This is a genomic window from Exiguobacterium sp. s128 (assembly GCF_018618815.1).
Classification (GTDB): Bacteria; Bacillota; Bacilli; order Exiguobacteriales; family Exiguobacteriaceae; genus Exiguobacterium_A; species Exiguobacterium_A antarcticum.
The window spans coordinates 1-18,181 of sequence record NZ_JACSMT010000012.1; the positions used below are offsets into that span (position 1 = coordinate 1).

The 18,181-nt window shown below is 50.6% G+C and carries 18 protein-coding genes, 1 rRNA gene and 1 riboswitch; all 19 genes read left to right on the top strand.

The features are described 5' to 3' along the window. A 5S ribosomal RNA gene (rrf, locus tag KNQ13_RS06670) occupies positions 1 to 111 on the top strand; the annotation flags it as partial. A 97-nt stretch (positions 112 to 208) separates the two neighbouring features. Next, the gene (locus KNQ13_RS06675) at positions 209 to 415 is read left to right on the top strand and encodes an NETI motif-containing protein (protein WP_026830833.1); all 207 of its coding nucleotides are present in this window, start codon (positions 209 to 211) and stop codon (positions 413 to 415) included. A gap of 215 nt (positions 416 to 630) precedes the next feature. Then, a riboswitch (purine riboswitch) is annotated at positions 631 to 732 on the top strand. Between the two features lie 89 nt (positions 733 to 821). Then, the gene (gene purE / locus KNQ13_RS06680; RefSeq protein WP_026829312.1) at positions 822 to 1,313 is read left to right on the top strand and encodes a 5-(carboxyamino)imidazole ribonucleotide mutase; all 492 of its coding nucleotides are present in this window, start codon (positions 822 to 824) and stop codon (positions 1,311 to 1,313) included. Next, a complete protein-coding gene (gene purK / locus KNQ13_RS06685; protein ID WP_026830834.1) occupies positions 1,310 to 2,413 on the top strand; it encodes a 5-(carboxyamino)imidazole ribonucleotide synthase in 1,104 nt (367 codons plus the stop codon). The genes purE and purK overlap by 4 nt, the downstream gene beginning before the upstream one ends. Then, a complete protein-coding gene (gene purB / locus KNQ13_RS06690; RefSeq protein ID WP_026830835.1) occupies positions 2,410 to 3,705 on the top strand; it encodes an adenylosuccinate lyase in 1,296 nt (431 codons plus the stop codon). The genes purK and purB overlap by 4 nt, the downstream gene beginning before the upstream one ends. Positions 3,706 to 3,765: 60 nt before the next feature. Next, the gene (gene purC / locus KNQ13_RS06695) at positions 3,766 to 4,473 is read left to right on the top strand and encodes a phosphoribosylaminoimidazolesuccinocarboxamide synthase (protein WP_026830836.1); all 708 of its coding nucleotides are present in this window, start codon (positions 3,766 to 3,768) and stop codon (positions 4,471 to 4,473) included. After that, positions 4,470 to 4,718, top strand: coding sequence for a phosphoribosylformylglycinamidine synthase subunit PurS (gene purS / locus KNQ13_RS06700; RefSeq protein ID WP_026830837.1), 249 nt, complete (start codon positions 4,470 to 4,472; stop codon positions 4,716 to 4,718). Before purC ends, purS begins: the two co-directional genes overlap by 4 nt. Continuing rightward, positions 4,715 to 5,398: a phosphoribosylformylglycinamidine synthase subunit PurQ gene (purQ, locus tag KNQ13_RS06705; protein WP_026829307.1), complete on the top strand. Its 684-nt coding sequence runs from the start codon at positions 4,715 to 4,717 to the stop codon at positions 5,396 to 5,398. Before purS ends, purQ begins: the two co-directional genes overlap by 4 nt. Further along, a complete protein-coding gene (gene purL, locus KNQ13_RS06710) occupies positions 5,379 to 7,598 on the top strand; it encodes a phosphoribosylformylglycinamidine synthase subunit PurL (RefSeq protein ID WP_026830838.1) in 2,220 nt (739 codons plus the stop codon). Before purQ ends, purL begins: the two co-directional genes overlap by 20 nt. Further along, the gene (gene purF, locus KNQ13_RS06715; protein ID WP_026831248.1) at positions 7,574 to 8,983 is read left to right on the top strand and encodes an amidophosphoribosyltransferase; all 1,410 of its coding nucleotides are present in this window, start codon (positions 7,574 to 7,576) and stop codon (positions 8,981 to 8,983) included. The genes purL and purF overlap by 25 nt, the downstream gene beginning before the upstream one ends. A 19-nt stretch (positions 8,984 to 9,002) precedes the next feature. Then, on the top strand, positions 9,003 to 10,037 hold the full coding sequence (purM, locus tag KNQ13_RS06720) for a phosphoribosylformylglycinamidine cyclo-ligase (RefSeq protein ID WP_026830839.1): 1,035 nt from the start codon (positions 9,003 to 9,005) through the stop codon (positions 10,035 to 10,037). Continuing rightward, positions 10,034 to 10,609 carry a phosphoribosylglycinamide formyltransferase gene (purN, locus tag KNQ13_RS06725; protein WP_026830840.1) on the top strand — a complete coding sequence of 192 codons (576 nt, stop codon included), beginning with the start codon at positions 10,034 to 10,036 and terminating at the stop codon, positions 10,607 to 10,609. Before purM ends, purN begins: the two co-directional genes overlap by 4 nt. Continuing rightward, a complete protein-coding gene (purH, locus tag KNQ13_RS06730) occupies positions 10,606 to 12,126 on the top strand; it encodes a bifunctional phosphoribosylaminoimidazolecarboxamide formyltransferase/IMP cyclohydrolase (RefSeq protein ID WP_026830841.1) in 1,521 nt (506 codons plus the stop codon). The genes purN and purH overlap by 4 nt, the downstream gene beginning before the upstream one ends. Before the next feature lie 15 nt (positions 12,127 to 12,141). Then, entirely contained in the window at positions 12,142 to 13,398 is a 1,257-nt protein-coding gene (gene purD, locus KNQ13_RS06735; RefSeq protein WP_209548213.1) for a phosphoribosylamine--glycine ligase, read from the top strand. Between the two features lie 219 nt (positions 13,399 to 13,617). Continuing rightward, on the top strand, positions 13,618 to 15,357 hold the full coding sequence (locus KNQ13_RS06740) for an adenine deaminase C-terminal domain-containing protein (RefSeq protein WP_026830843.1): 1,740 nt from the start codon (positions 13,618 to 13,620) through the stop codon (positions 15,355 to 15,357). A 67-nt stretch (positions 15,358 to 15,424) separates the two neighbouring features. Continuing rightward, entirely contained in the window at positions 15,425 to 15,739 is a 315-nt protein-coding gene (locus KNQ13_RS06745; RefSeq protein WP_014969469.1) for a YerC/YecD family TrpR-related protein, read from the top strand. Positions 15,740 to 15,778: 39 nt separating this feature from the next. Next, positions 15,779 to 17,158: a TrkH family potassium uptake protein gene (locus KNQ13_RS06750; RefSeq protein ID WP_026830844.1), complete on the top strand. Its 1,380-nt coding sequence runs from the start codon at positions 15,779 to 15,781 to the stop codon at positions 17,156 to 17,158. 12 nt (positions 17,159 to 17,170) lie between these two features. Further along, positions 17,171 to 17,395, top strand: a complete 225-nt coding sequence (locus tag KNQ13_RS06755; protein ID WP_026830845.1) for a hypothetical protein — start codon at positions 17,171 to 17,173, stop codon at positions 17,393 to 17,395. Positions 17,396 to 17,479: 84 nt separating this feature from the next. Continuing rightward, positions 17,480 to 18,163, top strand: coding sequence for a heptaprenylglyceryl phosphate synthase (pcrB, locus tag KNQ13_RS06760; RefSeq protein ID WP_026830846.1), 684 nt, complete (start codon positions 17,480 to 17,482; stop codon positions 18,161 to 18,163). Positions 18,164 to 18,181: the final 18 nt, after the last annotated feature.

Sequence of the window (18,181 nt, forward strand, 5' to 3'; positions counted from 1 at the left end):
TGACGATAGCCAAGTGGTCACACCCGTTCCCATGCCGAACACGGAAGTTAAGCACTTGAACGCCGAAAGTAGTTGGGGGCTTCCCCCTGCGAGGATAGGACGTTGCCAGGCAAACGGTGGTTCTGGAGCATACGCTCAAGGGCCGCCGCTTTTTTATGGACTTTTTTTGGTTTTTTCATATATATAATAAGGAAGGAACGTGATACTCATGGCAAAAAAACAAAAAATGCGCGTCATGGTCGAAGAAAATGAAACGATCAGTGCCTGTCTCGATCGGATTGATGCCATGGGTTATCGTCCGACCGTCCGGCGGGAAGAACCGATTTTTGGACTCGATGCTAACGGTGAACCGTATCCGATTCGCCAGCAAATTGTTTTTGATTGTAAGCCGAAAATCGAATCCGATAAAATATGAATTTTTCTAAAAGACCATCGTTTCTTTAATGAAACAGTGGTCTTTTTTGTGTGATCTGACTTTTTCAAAGAGGACAGACCTTTAAAATTCCGAATGGGACACAAATTAAAAGGAATATTTCTGCTATAAAACCGAACGATGAATTTTCAGACAATTAAATTGTTCGCCTTTGGTTGACGAATCGAGTTCAGTCTTGTTAAGATGAAGGCGTGATAGGAAGATTGAATATAACACCTCGTATAATAGCAGGGATATGGCTTGCAAGTTTCTACCCGACGACCCTAAATCGTTGGACTATGGGGTATATGGATGTTCGTCGATGATTCTTTGGCGTACCTTTTTATACCCTAAGCCACCCTTTTAGACGTGGTTTGGGCTTTTTTTATGCAAAAAGGAGGAGACGAAGATGAGTAAGGTGGAAATCGGAGTCATCATGGGCAGTCAATCGGATTGGGTGACCATGCAGAAAACGTGTGATGTACTGGATCAGTTGGATATTGCGTACGAAAAGAAAGTTGTGTCGGCACACCGGACACCTGACTTAATGTTTCGTTATGCGGAATCTGCTCGGGAACGAGGATTAAAAGTCATCATTGCCGGTGCAGGCGGAGCAGCCCATCTTCCGGGAATGGTTGCTGCAAAGACGACATTACCGGTAATCGGTGTCCCAATTCAAAGCAAAGCACTTCAAGGCATCGATTCCTTACTCTCAATCGTCCAAATGCCCGGTGGTGTTCCAGTCGCGACGGTTGCGATCGGTGACGCTGGAGCAAAAAATGCGGGTTTACTTGCGGCTCAGATTCTTGGAACGGTCGACGAACGGATTGCCCGAGCTTTAGACCATATGCGGGTCGAACTAGAAGGAGATGTCATCGCTTCCGAGGTGCATCTGACATGAAACGGATTGGTATCTTAGGTGGAGGACAACTAGGTCGGATGATGGCTTTATCTGCACGGCAAATGGGCTATTCGCTCATCACGCTTGATCCAACTGAAAACGCACCGTGTGCGCAAGTAGCGGATCAACAGATTCAAGCACCGTTTACGGACGTCGAGGCAGCGAAACGACTTGCCGCCGAATCAGATGTCGTGACCTATGAGTTTGAGAATATCTCACACGAAGTAGCGGAAGCAATCGGCAATAAACTGATTCACGGGACAGAACTTTTGTTTCGGACCCAACACCGGATTCGGGAGAAAGAACTGATTGAACAGCTTGGTTACCAGGTGGCACCTTATCTGGCAATCCAGACGACCGATGATCTTATGGAAGCGAAACGGCAGCTAGGTCTTCCCTTCGTCTTAAAAACAGCACGCTTTGGTTACGATGGGAAAGGACAGACCGTCATTCGGACAGAGCTGGATTTACAAACAGCGATGAAGACCTTTGAGGCAACCGAGTATGTTGCAGAAAAATGGTTGCCGTTTGATCAAGAAATCTCCGTCATTGTCGCGCGAAGTGAGCGGGACACAAAAGTGTTCCCAGTTAGTGAAAATATCCATCAAGACAACATCCTGCATCTGTCGATCGTACCGGCACGCATCTCAAAAGACTTGGAACAACAAGCGATTGACCTGGCGAAACGTCTCGCAAACGATGTCGATTTGATTGGCACACTGGCAATCGAACTGTTCGTCGTCGGTTCCGAACTGATCGTCAACGAACTGGCGCCGCGCCCGCACAACTCGGGTCATTATTCGATTGATGCGTGCGAGACGTCACAGTTCGAACAGCACATTCGGGCCATCTGCGGACTGCCGCTTGGCGATACCCGCTTGACGACACCGGTCGTCATGGCGAACATCCTAGGTCAACATATCACAGCATTAGACGAGGCATTACCGATGTTATCCTCGCGGACGAAAGTCCATTTATACGGAAAACAGGACGCGAAACCGGGGCGGAAGATGGGGCATCTAAACATCTTGGCTGATTCGGTCGAAGAAGCGTTAGCCGAAGTTGCGCGCCTGCAGATATGGAAGGAGACGGTTAGATGATCGAACGCTATACACGTCCTGAAATGAAAGCGATCTGGACAGAACAGAACAAATTCGAAGCCTGGTTGAAAGTTGAGATTTTAGCATGTGAAGCCTGGAGTGAACTGGGAGTGATCCCAAAAGAAGACGTCCAGTTGCTTTGGGAAAATGCTTCGTTTGATGTCAATCGAATCAATGAGATCGAACAAGAGACACGCCACGACGTCATCGCCTTTACACGTGCTGTATCGGAGACACTTGGTGAAGAACGCAAATGGGTTCATTACGGTCTGACGTCAACCGACGTCGTTGATACGGCGTTATCGTATCTCTTGAAACAAGCGAATGACATCTTAGCGGCGGATCTCGATCGTTTCATTGAGATTTTAAAGGTCAAAGCAAATGAACATAAATATACGGTCATGATGGGACGTACACACGGCGTACACGCTGAACCGACGACGTTTGGTCTGAAGCTGGCTCTTTGGTACGAAGAAATGAAACGCAATAAGGTCCGGTTCGAGGCAGCACGTGAAACGGTCGAATACGGCAAGATGTCGGGGGCGGTCGGAACGTTTGCGAATATCGATCCGTTCATCGAAAAATATGTCTGTGAGAAGCTTGGTACGAAACCGGCACCGGTCTCGACGCAAACCCTGCAACGCGATCGTCATGCCCACTACATGTCGACGATCGCTTTGATTGCGACATCGATTGAAAAGATGGCGACGGAAATCCGTGGTCTTCAAAAAACGGAGACCCGTGAAGTCGAAGAATTCTTCGCTAAAGGTCAAAAGGGATCGTCGGCGATGCCGCATAAACGGAATCCAATCGGTTCGGAGAACATGACGGGTCTTGCCCGTGTCATCCGCGGCCATATGGTGACAGCGTACGAAAACGTCTCGCTGTGGCATGAACGGGATATCTCCCACTCGTCTGCGGAACGGATCATTTTGCCGGATGCGACGGGATTACTCAACTACATGTTGAACCGCTTCGGCAACATCATCAAAAATCTGACGGTGTTCCCGGAAAACATGAAACGCAACATGGACCGGACGTTTGGTGTCATCTTCTCCGGTCACGTCTTACTCGCTTTGATCGAAAAAGGCTGGTCACGTGAAGCGGCCTACGACTTCGTTCAACCACGGGCGATGCAGGCATGGGAAGAACAAATCATGTTCCGTGATGTCTTATGGCAGGAAGCGGACATTCAACAACTCTTTACAGAAGAAGAACTCGATGCTTGTTTTGATCCAACGTATCATACGAGCCGGGTCGATGAAATCTTTGAACGGTGTGGCTTGAACTAATCAACCTGGGACGGGAGTCTGACTCCCGTCTACATCTTAGGATCATGGGGGACGAAATCGATGCAACCACTTTATGAAGGCAAGGCGAAACGGTTATACACGACGCAGGATCAGGATGTGCTCCGCATCGTTTACAAAGACGAAGCTACGGCATTTAATGGAGAGAAGAAGGCAGAGTTTGCCGGTAAGGGAGAACTCAACAACCGTTTGACGAGCCACTTTTTTGAGGTTCTCGCAGCGGCGGGAATTCCGACCCACTTCATTGAACGAACATCGGAGCGCGAACAGCTCGTACGTCGTGTCACTATCATTCCACTGGAGGTCGTCGTTCGAAACGTCGTCGCCGGCAGTCTCAGTAAACGGCTTGGCATCGAAGAAGGAACGGTCCTCGAGACGCCGATTGTCGAGTTTTATTATAAGGATGACAGCCTAGGTGATCCGCTTGTCACACCGGCACACATCAATTTACTGAAGATTGCGACTACGGAGGAACTTTCCTTGCTCGAACAGGAAGCACATCGTGTCAATGACGTCTTACGTCCCTACTTTGATAACAAGGGCATCACACTCGTTGATTTTAAACTGGAATACGGTAAAACACCGGCCGGCGAAGTTCTGCTGGCGGACGAAATCTCACCGGACACGTGCCGGTTATGGGATAAGGAAACGGGCGAACACCTTGATAAAGACGTCTTCCGCCGTAATATCGGATCACTGATCGACACATACCAAACACTATTCAATCGCCTAGGGGGAAACGGACAATGAAAAAGGTTACAGTAGCGGTCGCATTACGGGAAAGTATTTTAGATCCACAAGGTGTCGCGGTCAAAGGCGGTCTCGTCCAGCTTGGTTTTGCAGGTGTCGAAGAAGTTCGAATCGGCAAGCGGATCGAACTGCTCGTCGCGGACGAAACAACGGACACGATGATCCATGAGATGTGTCAGAAACTGCTCGTCAATACCGTGATGGAAGATTATCAGTTTGAGATTGAAGAGGTGACACCGGCATGAAGTTCGCAGTCATCGTCTTTCCCGGATCGAACTGTGATTTAGATATGTATCATGCTGTCAAAGACGCACTCGGCGAAGAAGCGGACTACGTCTTCCATACAGAAACGTCCCTTGAAGGATACGACGGCGTCTTGTTACCAGGCGGCTTTTCCTACGGCGACTATCTCCGGTGTGGAGCGATCGCTCAGTTCTCACCGATCATGGAGGAAGTGAAACGCTTTGCGGCAGAAGGCAAAACGGTCCTCGGCGTCTGCAACGGATTCCAAATTCTTGTTGAAGCGGGGCTTCTCCCGGGTGTCTTGCACCGCAATACGGGACTGAAGTTCATGTGCCGGACGGTTGAACTGAAGGTCGAAAACAATGAGACTCGTTTTACATCCGACTATGCAGCGCAAGAAACGATTACGATTCCAATCGCACACGGAGAAGGCAACTATTACTGTGACGATGCGACGTATGCGATGTTACAGACGAACCGACAAATTGCCTTTACGTATACCGATAACCCGAACGGATCACGCGGCGATATCGCCGGCATCACGAATAAAGCCGGGAACGTTCTCGGCATGATGCCACACCCGGAACGGGCAGTTGAGCTGCTGACCGGCGGAACTGATGGACTTAAGTTATTCACTTCACTCGTCAAACAGGGGGCACATCATGTTAAAACAACAGTCTGAACCAACGATGGAGCAAATTCAGGAACAACGGATCTACGCAACGATGGGACTGAGCGACGCGGAATATGAGATGGTCGTCAACTTACTCGGACGCCAACCGAACTACACAGAAATCGGATTGTTTTCCGTCATGTGGTCGGAGCACTGTTCGTACAAGACGTCGAAGCCGGTCTTACGTCAGTTTCCGACGACAGGTCCACGCGTCCTGCAAGGTCCGGGTGAAGGAGCCGGTGTCGTCGACATCGGGGATAATCAAGCCGTCGTCTTTAAAATCGAGAGTCACAACCATCCGTCAGCCGTCGAACCGTACCAAGGGGCAGCGACCGGTGTCGGTGGCATCATTCGCGATATCTTTTCGATGGGAGCCCGTCCGGTCGCCTTGATGAACTCGCTTCGGTTCGGTCACCTCGGTACACCACGTGTCAATCAACTGTTTGAACAAGTGGTCGCTGGAATTGCCGGATACGGGAACTGTGTCGGGATTCCGACGATCGGAGGAGAAGTCGGCTTTGATCATTCGTATGAGGGCAACCCGCTCGTCAATGCGATGTGTATCGGCTTGATCAACCATGAAGACATTCAAAAGGGTCTCGCAAAAGGCGCGGGAAACTCCGTCATGTACGTCGGAGCCGCAACCGGACGCGACGGCATTCACGGGGCAACCTTTGCCTCAGAGGATCTCGGGGAAGATACGGAAGCGAAACGTCCGGCCGTTCAGGTCGGGGATCCGTTCATGGAGAAACTCTTGATCGAAGCGTGTCTTGAAATCGTCGGTCATCCGGCGCTTGTCGGCATGCAGGATATGGGAGCCGCCGGACTGACCTCGTCGTCAGCCGAGATGGCTTCGAAAGCCGGTATGGGGATCGAGATGCATCTGGACGATGTCCCGCAACGGGAAACCGGGATGACCGCTTACGAAATGATGTTATCGGAATCACAAGAACGGATGTTGTTAGTCGTTGAACGCGGACGCGAAGCAGAGATCGAAGCAATCGTCAGCAAATGGGGACTCCATGCGGTGCATGTCGGAGAAGTCATCGACGAGAAAGTGCTTCGTTTGGTCCACCACGGTCAAATCGTGGCGGAAGTACCGGTTGATGCGCTCGCAGAAGAAGCACCGGTCTATAACAAACCATCCCGTGTCCCGGCATATTATGAAGAGTTCCAAACGATGGAGGAAACGTTACCGGTCGTTGAGGATGTGGTCGAAACATGGCGTTCCTTGCTCAAACAACCGACGATTGCTTCAAAACGTTGGGTCTACGACCAATACGATCATATGGTCCAAACATCAACGGTCGTCGCACCAGGTTCTGATGCAGCCGTCATCCGGGTTCGCGGAACGAACAAAGCACTCGCGATGACGACAGACTGCAACAGCCGTTTTGTTTACCTCGATCCATTCGTCGGTGGACAGATTGCTGTCGCCGAAGCGGCCCGCAACATCGTTGCCAGCGGTGCAACACCACTCGCGATCACCGACTGCCTAAACTTCGGAAACCCGGATAAACCGGAAGGCTTCTGGCAACTGCAACAAGCGACGGCAGGAATGGCAGAAGCGTGCCGCGTGCTTGAGACACCGGTCATTGGCGGAAACGTCTCGCTCTATAACGAATCAGCTGGAAAGGCCGTTCATCCGACGCCAGTCGTCGGGATGGTTGGTCTTCATGAACAGACGGAGTGGATTACGACACAACACGTCAAGCAAGCAGGCGACGCGGTATACATTCTTGGTGAGACGTTACCTGAGTTTGGTGGAAGTGAGCTCCAATACATGCAGTTTGAGAAGTCCTTTGGTAAAGCACCGCAAATTGATTTAGCGCTCGAACAAAAACGACTTCTGGCATTACAAGCATCCGTTCAAGCGGGACTTGTCACGGCAATCCATGACGTGGCAGAAGGCGGTCTCGCTGTTGCATTAGCCGAGATGACATTCGGAACGACACTTGGTCTTGAAGTGACATTTGACGGTCCAGCCCTTCATCTGTTCAGTGAATCGCAATCACGTTTCGTCGTGACGGTGAAGCCGGAGCATGAAGCGGCCTTCGTCAAGCAGACAGGTGCTCACAGATTAGGAACGGTCACGGATCAAGATGCTTTGCAAATCAAGACTAACGATACACTCATCGAAGCGACACGTTCGACACTGCAAGCCGACTGGGAAGGGGCGATCGCGTGTTATATGACATCAAAGGATTAAACGAAGAGTGTGGGGTATTCGGGATTTTCGGACAACCGGAAGCGGCACAACTCGCGTATTACGGTCTTCACAGCTTACAACACCGAGGGCAGGAAGGAGCGGGCATCGTCGCAAGTGACGGCAACCTACTCCTGCCACACCGGGGGCAAGGACTCGTGACGGAAGTTTTCTCACAAGAAACACTGGATTCCTTATCAGGACACCATGCGATCGGACACGTCCGGTATTCGACGGCCGGGGGCAATACGCTTGAAAATACACAACCGCTCCATTTTAAATCACGGACCGGCGACTTGGCGCTTGCGCATAACGGAAATCTTGTCAACGCGGATTCGTTAAAACATTTACTCGAAGCAGAAGGCGCTATCTTCCAAACGACGAGTGATACGGAAGTCGTCGCCCACCTCGTCAAACGCAGTAAGTTACCAACGCTTGAAGACCGGATTGCCGATAGTCTGGCCCGGCTCGTCGGCGCATTCGCCTTCCTGTTTTTAACGGAAGATACGTTGTACGTCGCCGTCGATCCACACGGTCTGCGTCCGTTGTCGCTCGGGAAAACACCGGACGGCGGAATCGTCTTTTCGTCAGAAACCTGTGCCTTTGACATCGTCGGTGCCGAATTCATTCGGGATATCGAGCCAGGGGAGCTCGTGACCATCACGACGTCCGGCATGTCATCACGCCAGTATATGGAACCACATGAGCGGGCGATGTGTTCGATGGAATACATCTACTTTTCCCGCCCTGATTCGATGATTGATGGGGTCAATGTCCATACGGCACGAAAAGCACTTGGCAAAAAGATGTTCGAAGAAGCACCGGTCGAGGCAGACGTCGTCACCGGAGTCCCGGATTCGAGTATTTCCGCTGCCATCGGTTATGCGGAAGCGAGTGGGATTCCGTATGAAATGGGACTGATCAAAAACCGTTACGTCGGACGGACGTTCATCCAACCGTCGCAAGAATTACGCGAACGTGGCGTCAAAATGAAGTTGTCGGCCCTGCGTGGTGTCGTCAACGGAAAACGGGTCATCATGGTGGACGACTCAATCGTCCGCGGTACGACAAGCCGCCGTATTGTCGGCTTGTTACGGGAAGCCGGCGCAACGGAAGTCCACGTCCGCATCACGGCACCGCCGATCACGAATCCGTGTTATTACGGCATCGATACTTCTTCAAAAGACGAATTGATTTCCGCCCGTTTGACACCCGGTGAAATTTGCCGGGAGATCGGTGCTGATTCACTTGAGTTTCTGTCTGTGACCGGGATGGTCCATGCGATCGACCGTCCGTTCGAAGGTCCGTTAAAAGGGCAGTGTACGGCTTGTTTCACAGGTGAATATCCAACGCCAATCGGTGCGCTAGAACTAGAAGCTAAACTTTGAACAGATGGGGGAACAAAGCATGAGTAAACAATACGAAGCAGCAGGTGTCAGCCTGACAGCAGGATACGAATCCGTTTCTCGAATGAAAAAACATGTGGCCCGCTCGATGCGCAAAGAAGTCATGACGGGACTCGGCAGTTTCGGTGCAATGTTCGACCTCAGCCAATTGAATCTGAAAGAACCGGTTCTCGTCAGCGGTACGGATGGCGTCGGTACGAAGCTGAAGCTCGCTTTCGCCCTCGACCAGCACGATACGATTGGGATTGATTGTGTCGCAATGTGTGTCAACGACATCATCGTCCAAGGCGCAGAACCACTGTATTTCCTCGATTACATCGCCCTTGGGAAAGCGATCCCGACAAAGATTGAACGAATCGTCGCCGGTGTCGCCGAAGGCTGTGTCCAGTCCGGCTGTACATTGATTGGCGGGGAAACGGCAGAAATGCCGGGTATGTATGCAGACGGTGAATACGACATCGCAGGATTTGCGGTCGGCGCCGTCGAAAAACAAAAATTGATCACAGGAGAACACGTTCAACCAGGCGACGTCATTTTAGGTCTCGCCTCGTCCGGTGTCCATTCGAATGGTTTTTCACTCGTCCGAAAAATCGTCAAAGAAAGTGGTCTTCGTTATGAAGATGAGTTGATGATGTTCGGCAGTACGATTGGCAATACATTATTGATGCCAACCCGGATTTATGTCGAAGCGGTCAAAGCGGCCCTTGAGACGGAAAAAATTCAGGCGATGGTCCATATTACCGGCGGCGGTTTTTACGAAAACGTTCCGCGTGTCCTTCCTGAAGGATGTGGTGCGACGTTTGACCCACAAAAATGGCCGAACCTCCCCGTCTTCGATTGGCTCGAACAAGCCGGAAACGTGCCGCGTCACGATATGTACAACGTCTTCAACATGGGTATCGGCTACATGCTGATCGTCAAACCGGAAGATGTCGGAGCGGTCACGGCACGTCTTGCCCGTGCCAACGAGACGGTTTATACGATCGGGACGGTGACGCGTGAAGAAGGTGTTCGGATTAACGGAGTCGATCAATGAAGATTGCCTGTTTTGCCTCGGGAAGTGGCAGTAATGTCGAAGCCTTATTCGAAGCGATTGAAACAGGGCGTCTGCAGGCAACGATTGAACTCGTCGTCTGTGATCAAAAACAAGCAAAAGTGATTGAACGGGCCCGCAATTGGGGTTGCGATGTATTTGTCTTCACCGCAAAAGAGTATCCCGACAAACCGTCGTTCGAACGGGAAATCGTCGCAGAGTTAGAGAAACGGCACATCGAACGGATCATCCTCGCAGGATACATGCGTCTGATTGGTGATGTCCTGCTGTCGCATTATGCAGGGCGAATCGTCAACATCCATCCGTCGCTGCTCCCTGCTTTTCCCGGAAAAGATGCAATCGGCCAAGCATTTCGTGGCGGAGTCAAAATCACAGGTGTTACAATTCATATAGTCGATGAAGGCATGGACACAGGACCGATCATGGCACAAGAAGCGGTCCGGATTACAGAGAATATGACACGCGAGACGCTCCAGCAGGCGATTCAGCAAGTAGAGCATAGACTGTATCCGCAAGTCATCGAAGAGTGGATCAAAGAGGAGGCAAACGTATGAGAGCGTTAATCAGTGTATCAGACAAAACAGGAATCGTAGAACTCGGGCAAGCCATGCATCAGGCAGGAATTGAACTTGTTTCAACAGGTGGAACACATCAAGTTCTTGAAGCGGCAGGACTTCCGGTCATTGGTATCAGCGAGGTCACCCAGTTTCCAGAGATGCTGGACGGGCGGGTCAAGACCCTTCATCCGATGGTCCATGGTGGACTACTCGGGCGCCGCGATCTCGAAAGCCACCGGGAACAGATGGCAGAGCAACAGATTAAGCCGATTGATTTTGTTGTCGTCAATCTGTATCCGTTCAAAGAAACGGTCATGAATGAGGACGTCTCGTACGCCGATGCAATCGAAAACATCGATATCGGCGGACCGAGCATGATTCGTTCTGCCGCAAAAAATCATGCCGCAGTGACGGTCGTCGTCGATCCGGCAGATTACGCAGCCGTCATCAACGAGATTCATCTTGGTGGGACGACGTTTGAAACGCGTCAAAAACTAGCGGCAAAAGCATTCCGGCATACGGCAGCTTACGATGCCTTGATTGCCGACTACTTCTTGACACAGACGGGTGAAAAATTCCCGGATCAATTGACGATCACGCTCGAGAAGGTCCAGGATTTGCGGTACGGAGAAAATCCACACCAAGAAGCAGCCTTTTACAAAACACCGATTTACCGCGGGGCATCCCTTGCTTCAGCCAAGCAACTCCACGGTAAAGAATTGTCCTACAACAATATCCAGGATGCCAATGCAGCACTTGAGATTTTGGATGAGTTCCGCGAAGCGGCAGCCGTCGTCGTCAAACATATGAATCCGTGTGGCGTCGCCGTTGGTCCGACAATCGACGAAGCCTTCCGCCGGGCGCATGCGGCGGATCCGGTCTCGATCTTTGGTGGAATCGTTGCCTTAAACCGCGAAGTCGATCTCGCGACAGCTGAACAGTTAAGCGGGATTTTCCTTGAAATCATCATCGCACCGTCCTTTACGGAAGAGGCATTTACATTACTTGCAGCGAAGAAAAACCTTCGTTTACTCGAACTGGATGTCAAACGGGTCCAAGCTATCCGTTATACGGCAGTTGCCGGTGGTATGCTCGTCCAAGATAGTGATGACGAGACACTGGACGATGCGTCAGCACGCGTCGTGACGGAGCGGAAACCGACCGCAGCAGAATGGGAAGATTTAAAACTCGCTTGGCGTGCCGTGAAACATGTCAAATCGAATGCCATCGTGATCGCGAAAGACGAAGTGACGGTCGGCGTCGGTGCGGGACAAATGAATCGAGTAGGTTCGGCGAATATCGCCATCACGCAAGCAGGCGACAAAGCAATCGGTGCCGCGATGGGGTCAGACGCGTTCTTCCCGATGGGGGATACGGTCGAAGCGGCAGCCGCAGCTGGCATCACAGCGATTATTCAACCGGGCGGCTCGATTCGCGACCAGGAATCAATTGATGCCTGTAACAAACACGGCATCACGATGATCTTTACGAACGTGCGTCATTTCAAACACTAAGCGGAGGCGATCCGAATGAAAGTATTAGTAGTCGGTAAAGGTGGACGCGAGCATGCGCTCGTGTGGAAACTGGCACAAGATGTTCGCATCGATACGATTTATGCTGCACCTGGAAACGTCGGGATGACAGAAGCGATTTGTGTCCCGATTCGCGAAGACGCAATCGGTGAGTTGGTTCAGTTCGCCCGCGATGAGCAGATTGATTGGACGATCGTCGGACCTGAAGGCCCACTCGTCCTTGGAATCGTCAACGCGTTTCAAGCCGCTGGACTGAATATCTTTGGACCGTCGCGGGAAGCAGCGGCGATTGAAGGCAGTAAACAGTTTGCGAAAGCGTTGATGGATCGGGCCGGCATTCCGACGGCAGACCATGCTGTTTTTACGTCAGCTGTCGAAGCGAATGCCTACATTCGGACGCAAGGGGCGCCAATCGTCATCAAGGCCGATGGTCTAGCGGCAGGAAAAGGTGTCACCGTCGCCACGACGACGACAGAAGCAATCCGAGCGGTCGAAGAAATTTTCGCCGGGGATTTTGGAGAGCAGAGCAGTGTCGTGATCGAAGAATGTTTAGTTGGAGAAGAATGTTCGTTGATGGCATTTGTTCATGAAGAAACCGTCATTCCGATGGTCTTGTCGCAAGACCATAAGCGGGTTTTTGATGGTGATCAAGGTCCGAACACGGGGGGGATGGGTGCTTATAGTCCACTGCCGCAGTTTGACGAACAAGCGGTGACGGAAGAAGCGATGCAGCGTGTCCTCCGCCCACTTGTCGAACAGATGGCAAGTGAAGGCATTCCGTTCACCGGCTTTTTATACGCCGGGCTGATGTTGACCGATCGTGGACCTTCTGTCATTGAATTCAATGCGCGTTTTGGGGATCCGGAAACGGAAGTGATTTTGCCACGCCTGGAAACACAACTATTAGATGTCATCATTCCATTGATGCAAGGAGATGTGCCGGAAGTCGTCTGGTCGTCGGAGTCGGTCGTCGGTGTCGTCATCGCCGCGAACGGTTATCCGGAACATCCGGAAACGGGACATCTCGTTCGAACGGATACGATTGGCTCAAGTATAACCGTCTTTCATGCAGGAACTGTCGCCGGTGAAGACGAGACGGTGTTGTCAGCAGGAGGACGTGTTCTCGTCTGCGTCACGAAGGCTCCGACGATGGAGGAAGCAGTTTCGACGATCTATCAAGGTCTGGATTCGTTTGATCGGACGGGCTTCTTTTACCGGACGGATATCGCCAAAAAGGCATTTCGAACAACATGAGTGTTAGTCATGAACAAGTCGGTCTCTCTCACGTCTCGGTGAGTGGACCGACTTTTTTTGTATCTAGCGCCGAACGACGCTTGTCTTCCTTGTCCGATTTGTGTTATTTTGGCGAAATGAGTCGAATTAAAGACAAATAAGCTTGAAACTTTTCCGCTAACATTTTAGTATAAGAACTATAAGAAAGCGTTTTCAAACTATAAAGGAGGTCGAGCTTTCATGAAAAAAAATTGTGGACGGTCCCCATGGACGAAAACAGAAGTCCGTTCTCATCAGGCGGTCATCAATGGAAAGCTTGCGCCTACACTCGTGATTGAAAATGCGACGTACTTAAACCAAGGCCTCAAAGCATGGCGAACGGCTAACATCTGGATCAGTGGTGACCGGATCATCTATGTGGGACCGGAGATGCCAGAAACGGCAGATGAAGTCTACGATGCTTCCGGGAAGTTCATCGTTCCAGGTTACATCGAGCCACATGCCCACCCCTTCCAGCTCTACAATCCAGCGACGCTCGCAAAATTTGCGGCAGAACGCGGAACGACGACACTTGTGAACGATAATATGCTCCTTTTATTAGAGCCCGTGGAGCAAGCGTTTGCGCAGGTTGACGCATTAGCAGACCTTCCGACCTCGATGTATTGGTGGGCACGACTCGATGCGCAGACGGAGCTCGACTCCGACAGTATCGCGATTGACAACAAGCGGGTTCAGGCATGGCTGAAGCATCCCCAAGTGATCCAGGCCGGTGAACTGACGGGTTGGCCACGTCTGTCACAAGGTGATGACGAATTGTTGCAATGGATGCAAGATGCGATGAAACTCGGGAAACCGATTGAAGGACATTTCCCGGGAGCGTCCGCGAAGACGTTGACGAAGATGGCACTTTACGGCGTGACGAGTGATCATGAAGCGATGACTGTCGAAGAAGCCCTGACCCGACTGGAACTTGGATATACGACGACGATCCGCTACTCGTCGATTCGTCCGGACTTACCGGATATTTTTGCGGGACTCGTCGAAGCCGGACTACAAAATTACGAAAAGGTGCTCGTGACGACAGATGGTTCGACTCCGTCGTTTTATAAATCCGGTTTGATGGATGAGACGATTCGTCTGATGCTCGCTGCCGGAATCACGACTGAGGATGCTTACCGGATTGCCTCTTATAATGCGGCACGTCACTTTAACCTGGATCATCTGCTCGGAAGCATCGCACCCGGACGGATTGCCCACCTGAACATCTTAGAAGCAAAAGACCAACCGACACCAGTTGACGTCTTAGCAAGAGGAACATGGGTCCGCAAAAACGATATCCCGTGTTACCCGGTCGAAGCGCTTGATCGTGCACTGGCATTGATGCCAGTCTCTGAAGTCGGGATTGATTTGACGGAACAAGACTTTTCTTTCAGCATGCCGGTCGGACTCGAGATGGTCAATTCCGTCATCATGAAGTTGTATCAGATTGAACATGATACAAGCATGCAAGTCCTGCCGACCGGATGTGATGAATCCTATTTGATGCTTGTGGACCGGGAAGGGAAATGGCGTTTGAATACCGTCCTGAAAAACTTTGCGACGCATGTCGGGGGACTCGTCAGCTCCTATTCGATTAGTGGGGATATCTTACTGATTGGAAAATCAAAACGTGACATGCAGATTGCGTTTGAGCGGATGAAATCATTTGGTGGTGGTGTCGTCCTAGTCGATGACGGGGAAGTGATTGCGGAAGTTCCGCTCACATTGATGGGGCAGACGTCTGATTTACCGTTAGAAGAGTTGATTGTTCAAGAAACGGCACTCCGGGAAGCCTTATTTGCACGAGGATACCAGTTCGAAGATCCGATCTATACGTTGCTGTTCCTTGCTTCGACACACTTGCCGTATGTCCGGATCACACCGCAGGGAATCTATGAAGTCCTGCGGAAGAAAGTACTTTTCCCGGCAATTTTGCGCTGACGCTTGAAATTTAAAACGTCGCACTTTAAACTGTTAAAGAGCAATGAATGGGAAAGGGAGTTAAACGATGCAACTTGATAAATTGCGTGGAAAAGAACTCGATCAATTATTTACAGCCATCATGAAGATGGATTCATTAGAAGATTGTTATACCTTGTTTGAAGACTTGGCGACCGTCAATGAAATCCAGGCATTGGCACAGCGCCTTGAAGTCGCACGACAATTGCGTGAAGGAAATACCTATCATAAGATCGAGAAGGCGACGGGTGCTTCGACAGCGACGATTTCCCGTGTCAAACGTTGTCTGAACTATGGTTCTGGCGGCTATGATTTAGCACTCGCACGATTAGGTCTTGAAGAGAAGGAAGTAGCGGATAACTAACCGGTTATCCGCTATTTCTGCGAAGGAGGACGACGCCGGATGGATTTAGCGTTTCAACAAAAAATTCAACATTTCATTCGAAAACTGACGCCGATCCAGTCACTCGTCATTATTTATTTCGTTGCCGTCATCATCGGAATTATTTTGCTTGGATTACCTTGGTCGACACAAGGGGATTACAATTGGGATTTTACGGATCTTGTGTTCATGGCCGTCAGCTGTGTCAGTGTGACCGGTTTGACGACGGTATCTGTTTCGGATACATTTACGACGTTTGGCTATTTCATGATCATGCTGTTAGTCCAGGTTAGCGGGATTGGTCTGATGTCGCTCCATATCGCGATGTGGGTCATTCTCGGGAAACGAATTGGTTTTCGGGAGCGGCAACTTGTCGTCCGTGACCAAAATCAGACGACGATGCAAGGGGTCGTCAAATACATTCGTGAAGTCATCTTAATTATTTTATCAATCGAAATCATTGGAGCCTTGATTTTAGGCTTCTATTATACGAAGTACTTTCCGACGCTAGGTGAAGCGATGTTACAAGGGTTGTTTGGTTCTGTCAGTGCGACGACGAATGCCGGTTTCGATATCACGGGAGAGTCGTTGTTGCCGTTTCGGGGAGATCTCTTCGTCGTCTTCATGCAAATCGTCTTGTTGACGCTTGGGGCGATCGGGTTCCCGGTCTTGGTTGAAGTCCGGCGCTATATCTCCTACCGGGCGACACGTCAATCAACGCGTCAACCGTATCATTTTTCATTATTCACGAAATTGACGGCTTCGACGTTCTTTATTTTGGTCCTGTTCGGAACAGCCAGCCTGCTGCTGTTTGAATGGAATCAGTCGTTTAAAGGGTTGCCGGTCGGTGAAAAGCTGGTTGATGCCTTGTTCCAATCCGTCACGACCCGAAACGGCGGGCTGACGACGGTCGACATCACGACCTTCTCGCAAGCTTCGATTTTTGTTTTATCGATTCTGATGTTTATCGGGGCGTCGCCTTCTTCCGTTGGGGGAGGGATTCGGACGACGACGTTTGCCGTCGCCGTTCTCAGTGTCATTGCCTTTATCCGCGGGGAGTATGGGATTAAGATTTTTGGGCGTGAGATCGGACAGTCCGATATTTGGAAAGCATTTGTCGTCATCGTCGTCTCGACCGGTGTGACGATGATTGGATTGATCGTCTTGTTGATCTTTGAAGATGCCCCGTTCCTCGTGTTATTTTTTGAGGCCTGTTCCGCGTTTGGGACAACCGGGCTGTCGCTTGGCATTACGAGTGAATTATCTGATGTCGGAAAATGGACGTTATCCGTCTTGATGTTCATCGGACGAATCGGTGTCATTTCCTTTGTGCTCCTGCTCAAAGCCAACCAGCCGAAACGGAATTACAATTATCCAAAAGAATCGGTCATCATCGGTTAAGGAGGTTGCGACATGCAACGTACATTTTGGATCAACTTTGGTTATATCTTTATGGTTCCCGCCTTACCGTTTTTAGCACTCGTCAACGGTCGAGCCCTTTGTTCACCGGACTCGCCGTTGCTCGATGTCCCTATCCTTGGTTTTTTCTTAGCCGAACCGTGGGCATTTGCTGTTATTTACGCCTTCCTCGCCTTTGGACTTGCCGCGTTGTTGACGAAACGCCAAGTCCGGACTTGAAAGGTGTGTCCCATCTCGCTCTGCGCGGGATGGGTTTTTGTTTTATACTGGACACAGCGAATGAAAAGAGAGGGTGGAACACACATGTTGTTACCGTATAATGAATGGCGTCATGTCTTTAAGCTCGATCCGGCAAAGGAAATTGAAGAAGACGCCCTCCAAGCGATTGCTACGTCAGGAACCGACGCCATCATCGTCGGAGGAACCGATGACATCACACTCGATGCGACACTTGATTTACTGATGCGGTTGCGTCGTTACCCTGTCGCGGTGGCGCTCGAAGTATCGGAACTAGAAGCGGCGACGATGGGATTTGATACGTATTTGACGCCAAGCGTGCTCAATAGTGGCACACTGGAACACGTCATTGAAAAGCAAGTCGAGGCGCTAGAAGAAGTGGGGCATATGCTGGCACATGCGGACCTTGTCGGGGAAGGGTATATCGTACTGAATCCTGATGCCAAGGTCGCCCGTGTCACGCAAGCAAAGCAACTAGCGGACAATACGGTCATTGCATACGCACAACTCGCAGACAGTGTGTTCCGGATGCCGGTTATTTATTTAGAGTATAGCGGTATCTACGGTGATCCAAAGCTTGTCGCTTCGGTCAAACGCGTGCTGAAGCAAGGTCGCTTGTTTTATGGCGGCGGCATTGACTCTGCCGAACGGGCGAAAGAAATGTTGGCGTATGCCGATACGATCATCGTCGGCAATATCATCTATGAGAATTTAGAGGCAGCACTTGCGACAGTAGCTGCAACACGATAAAATATAAGAACAAAAGTT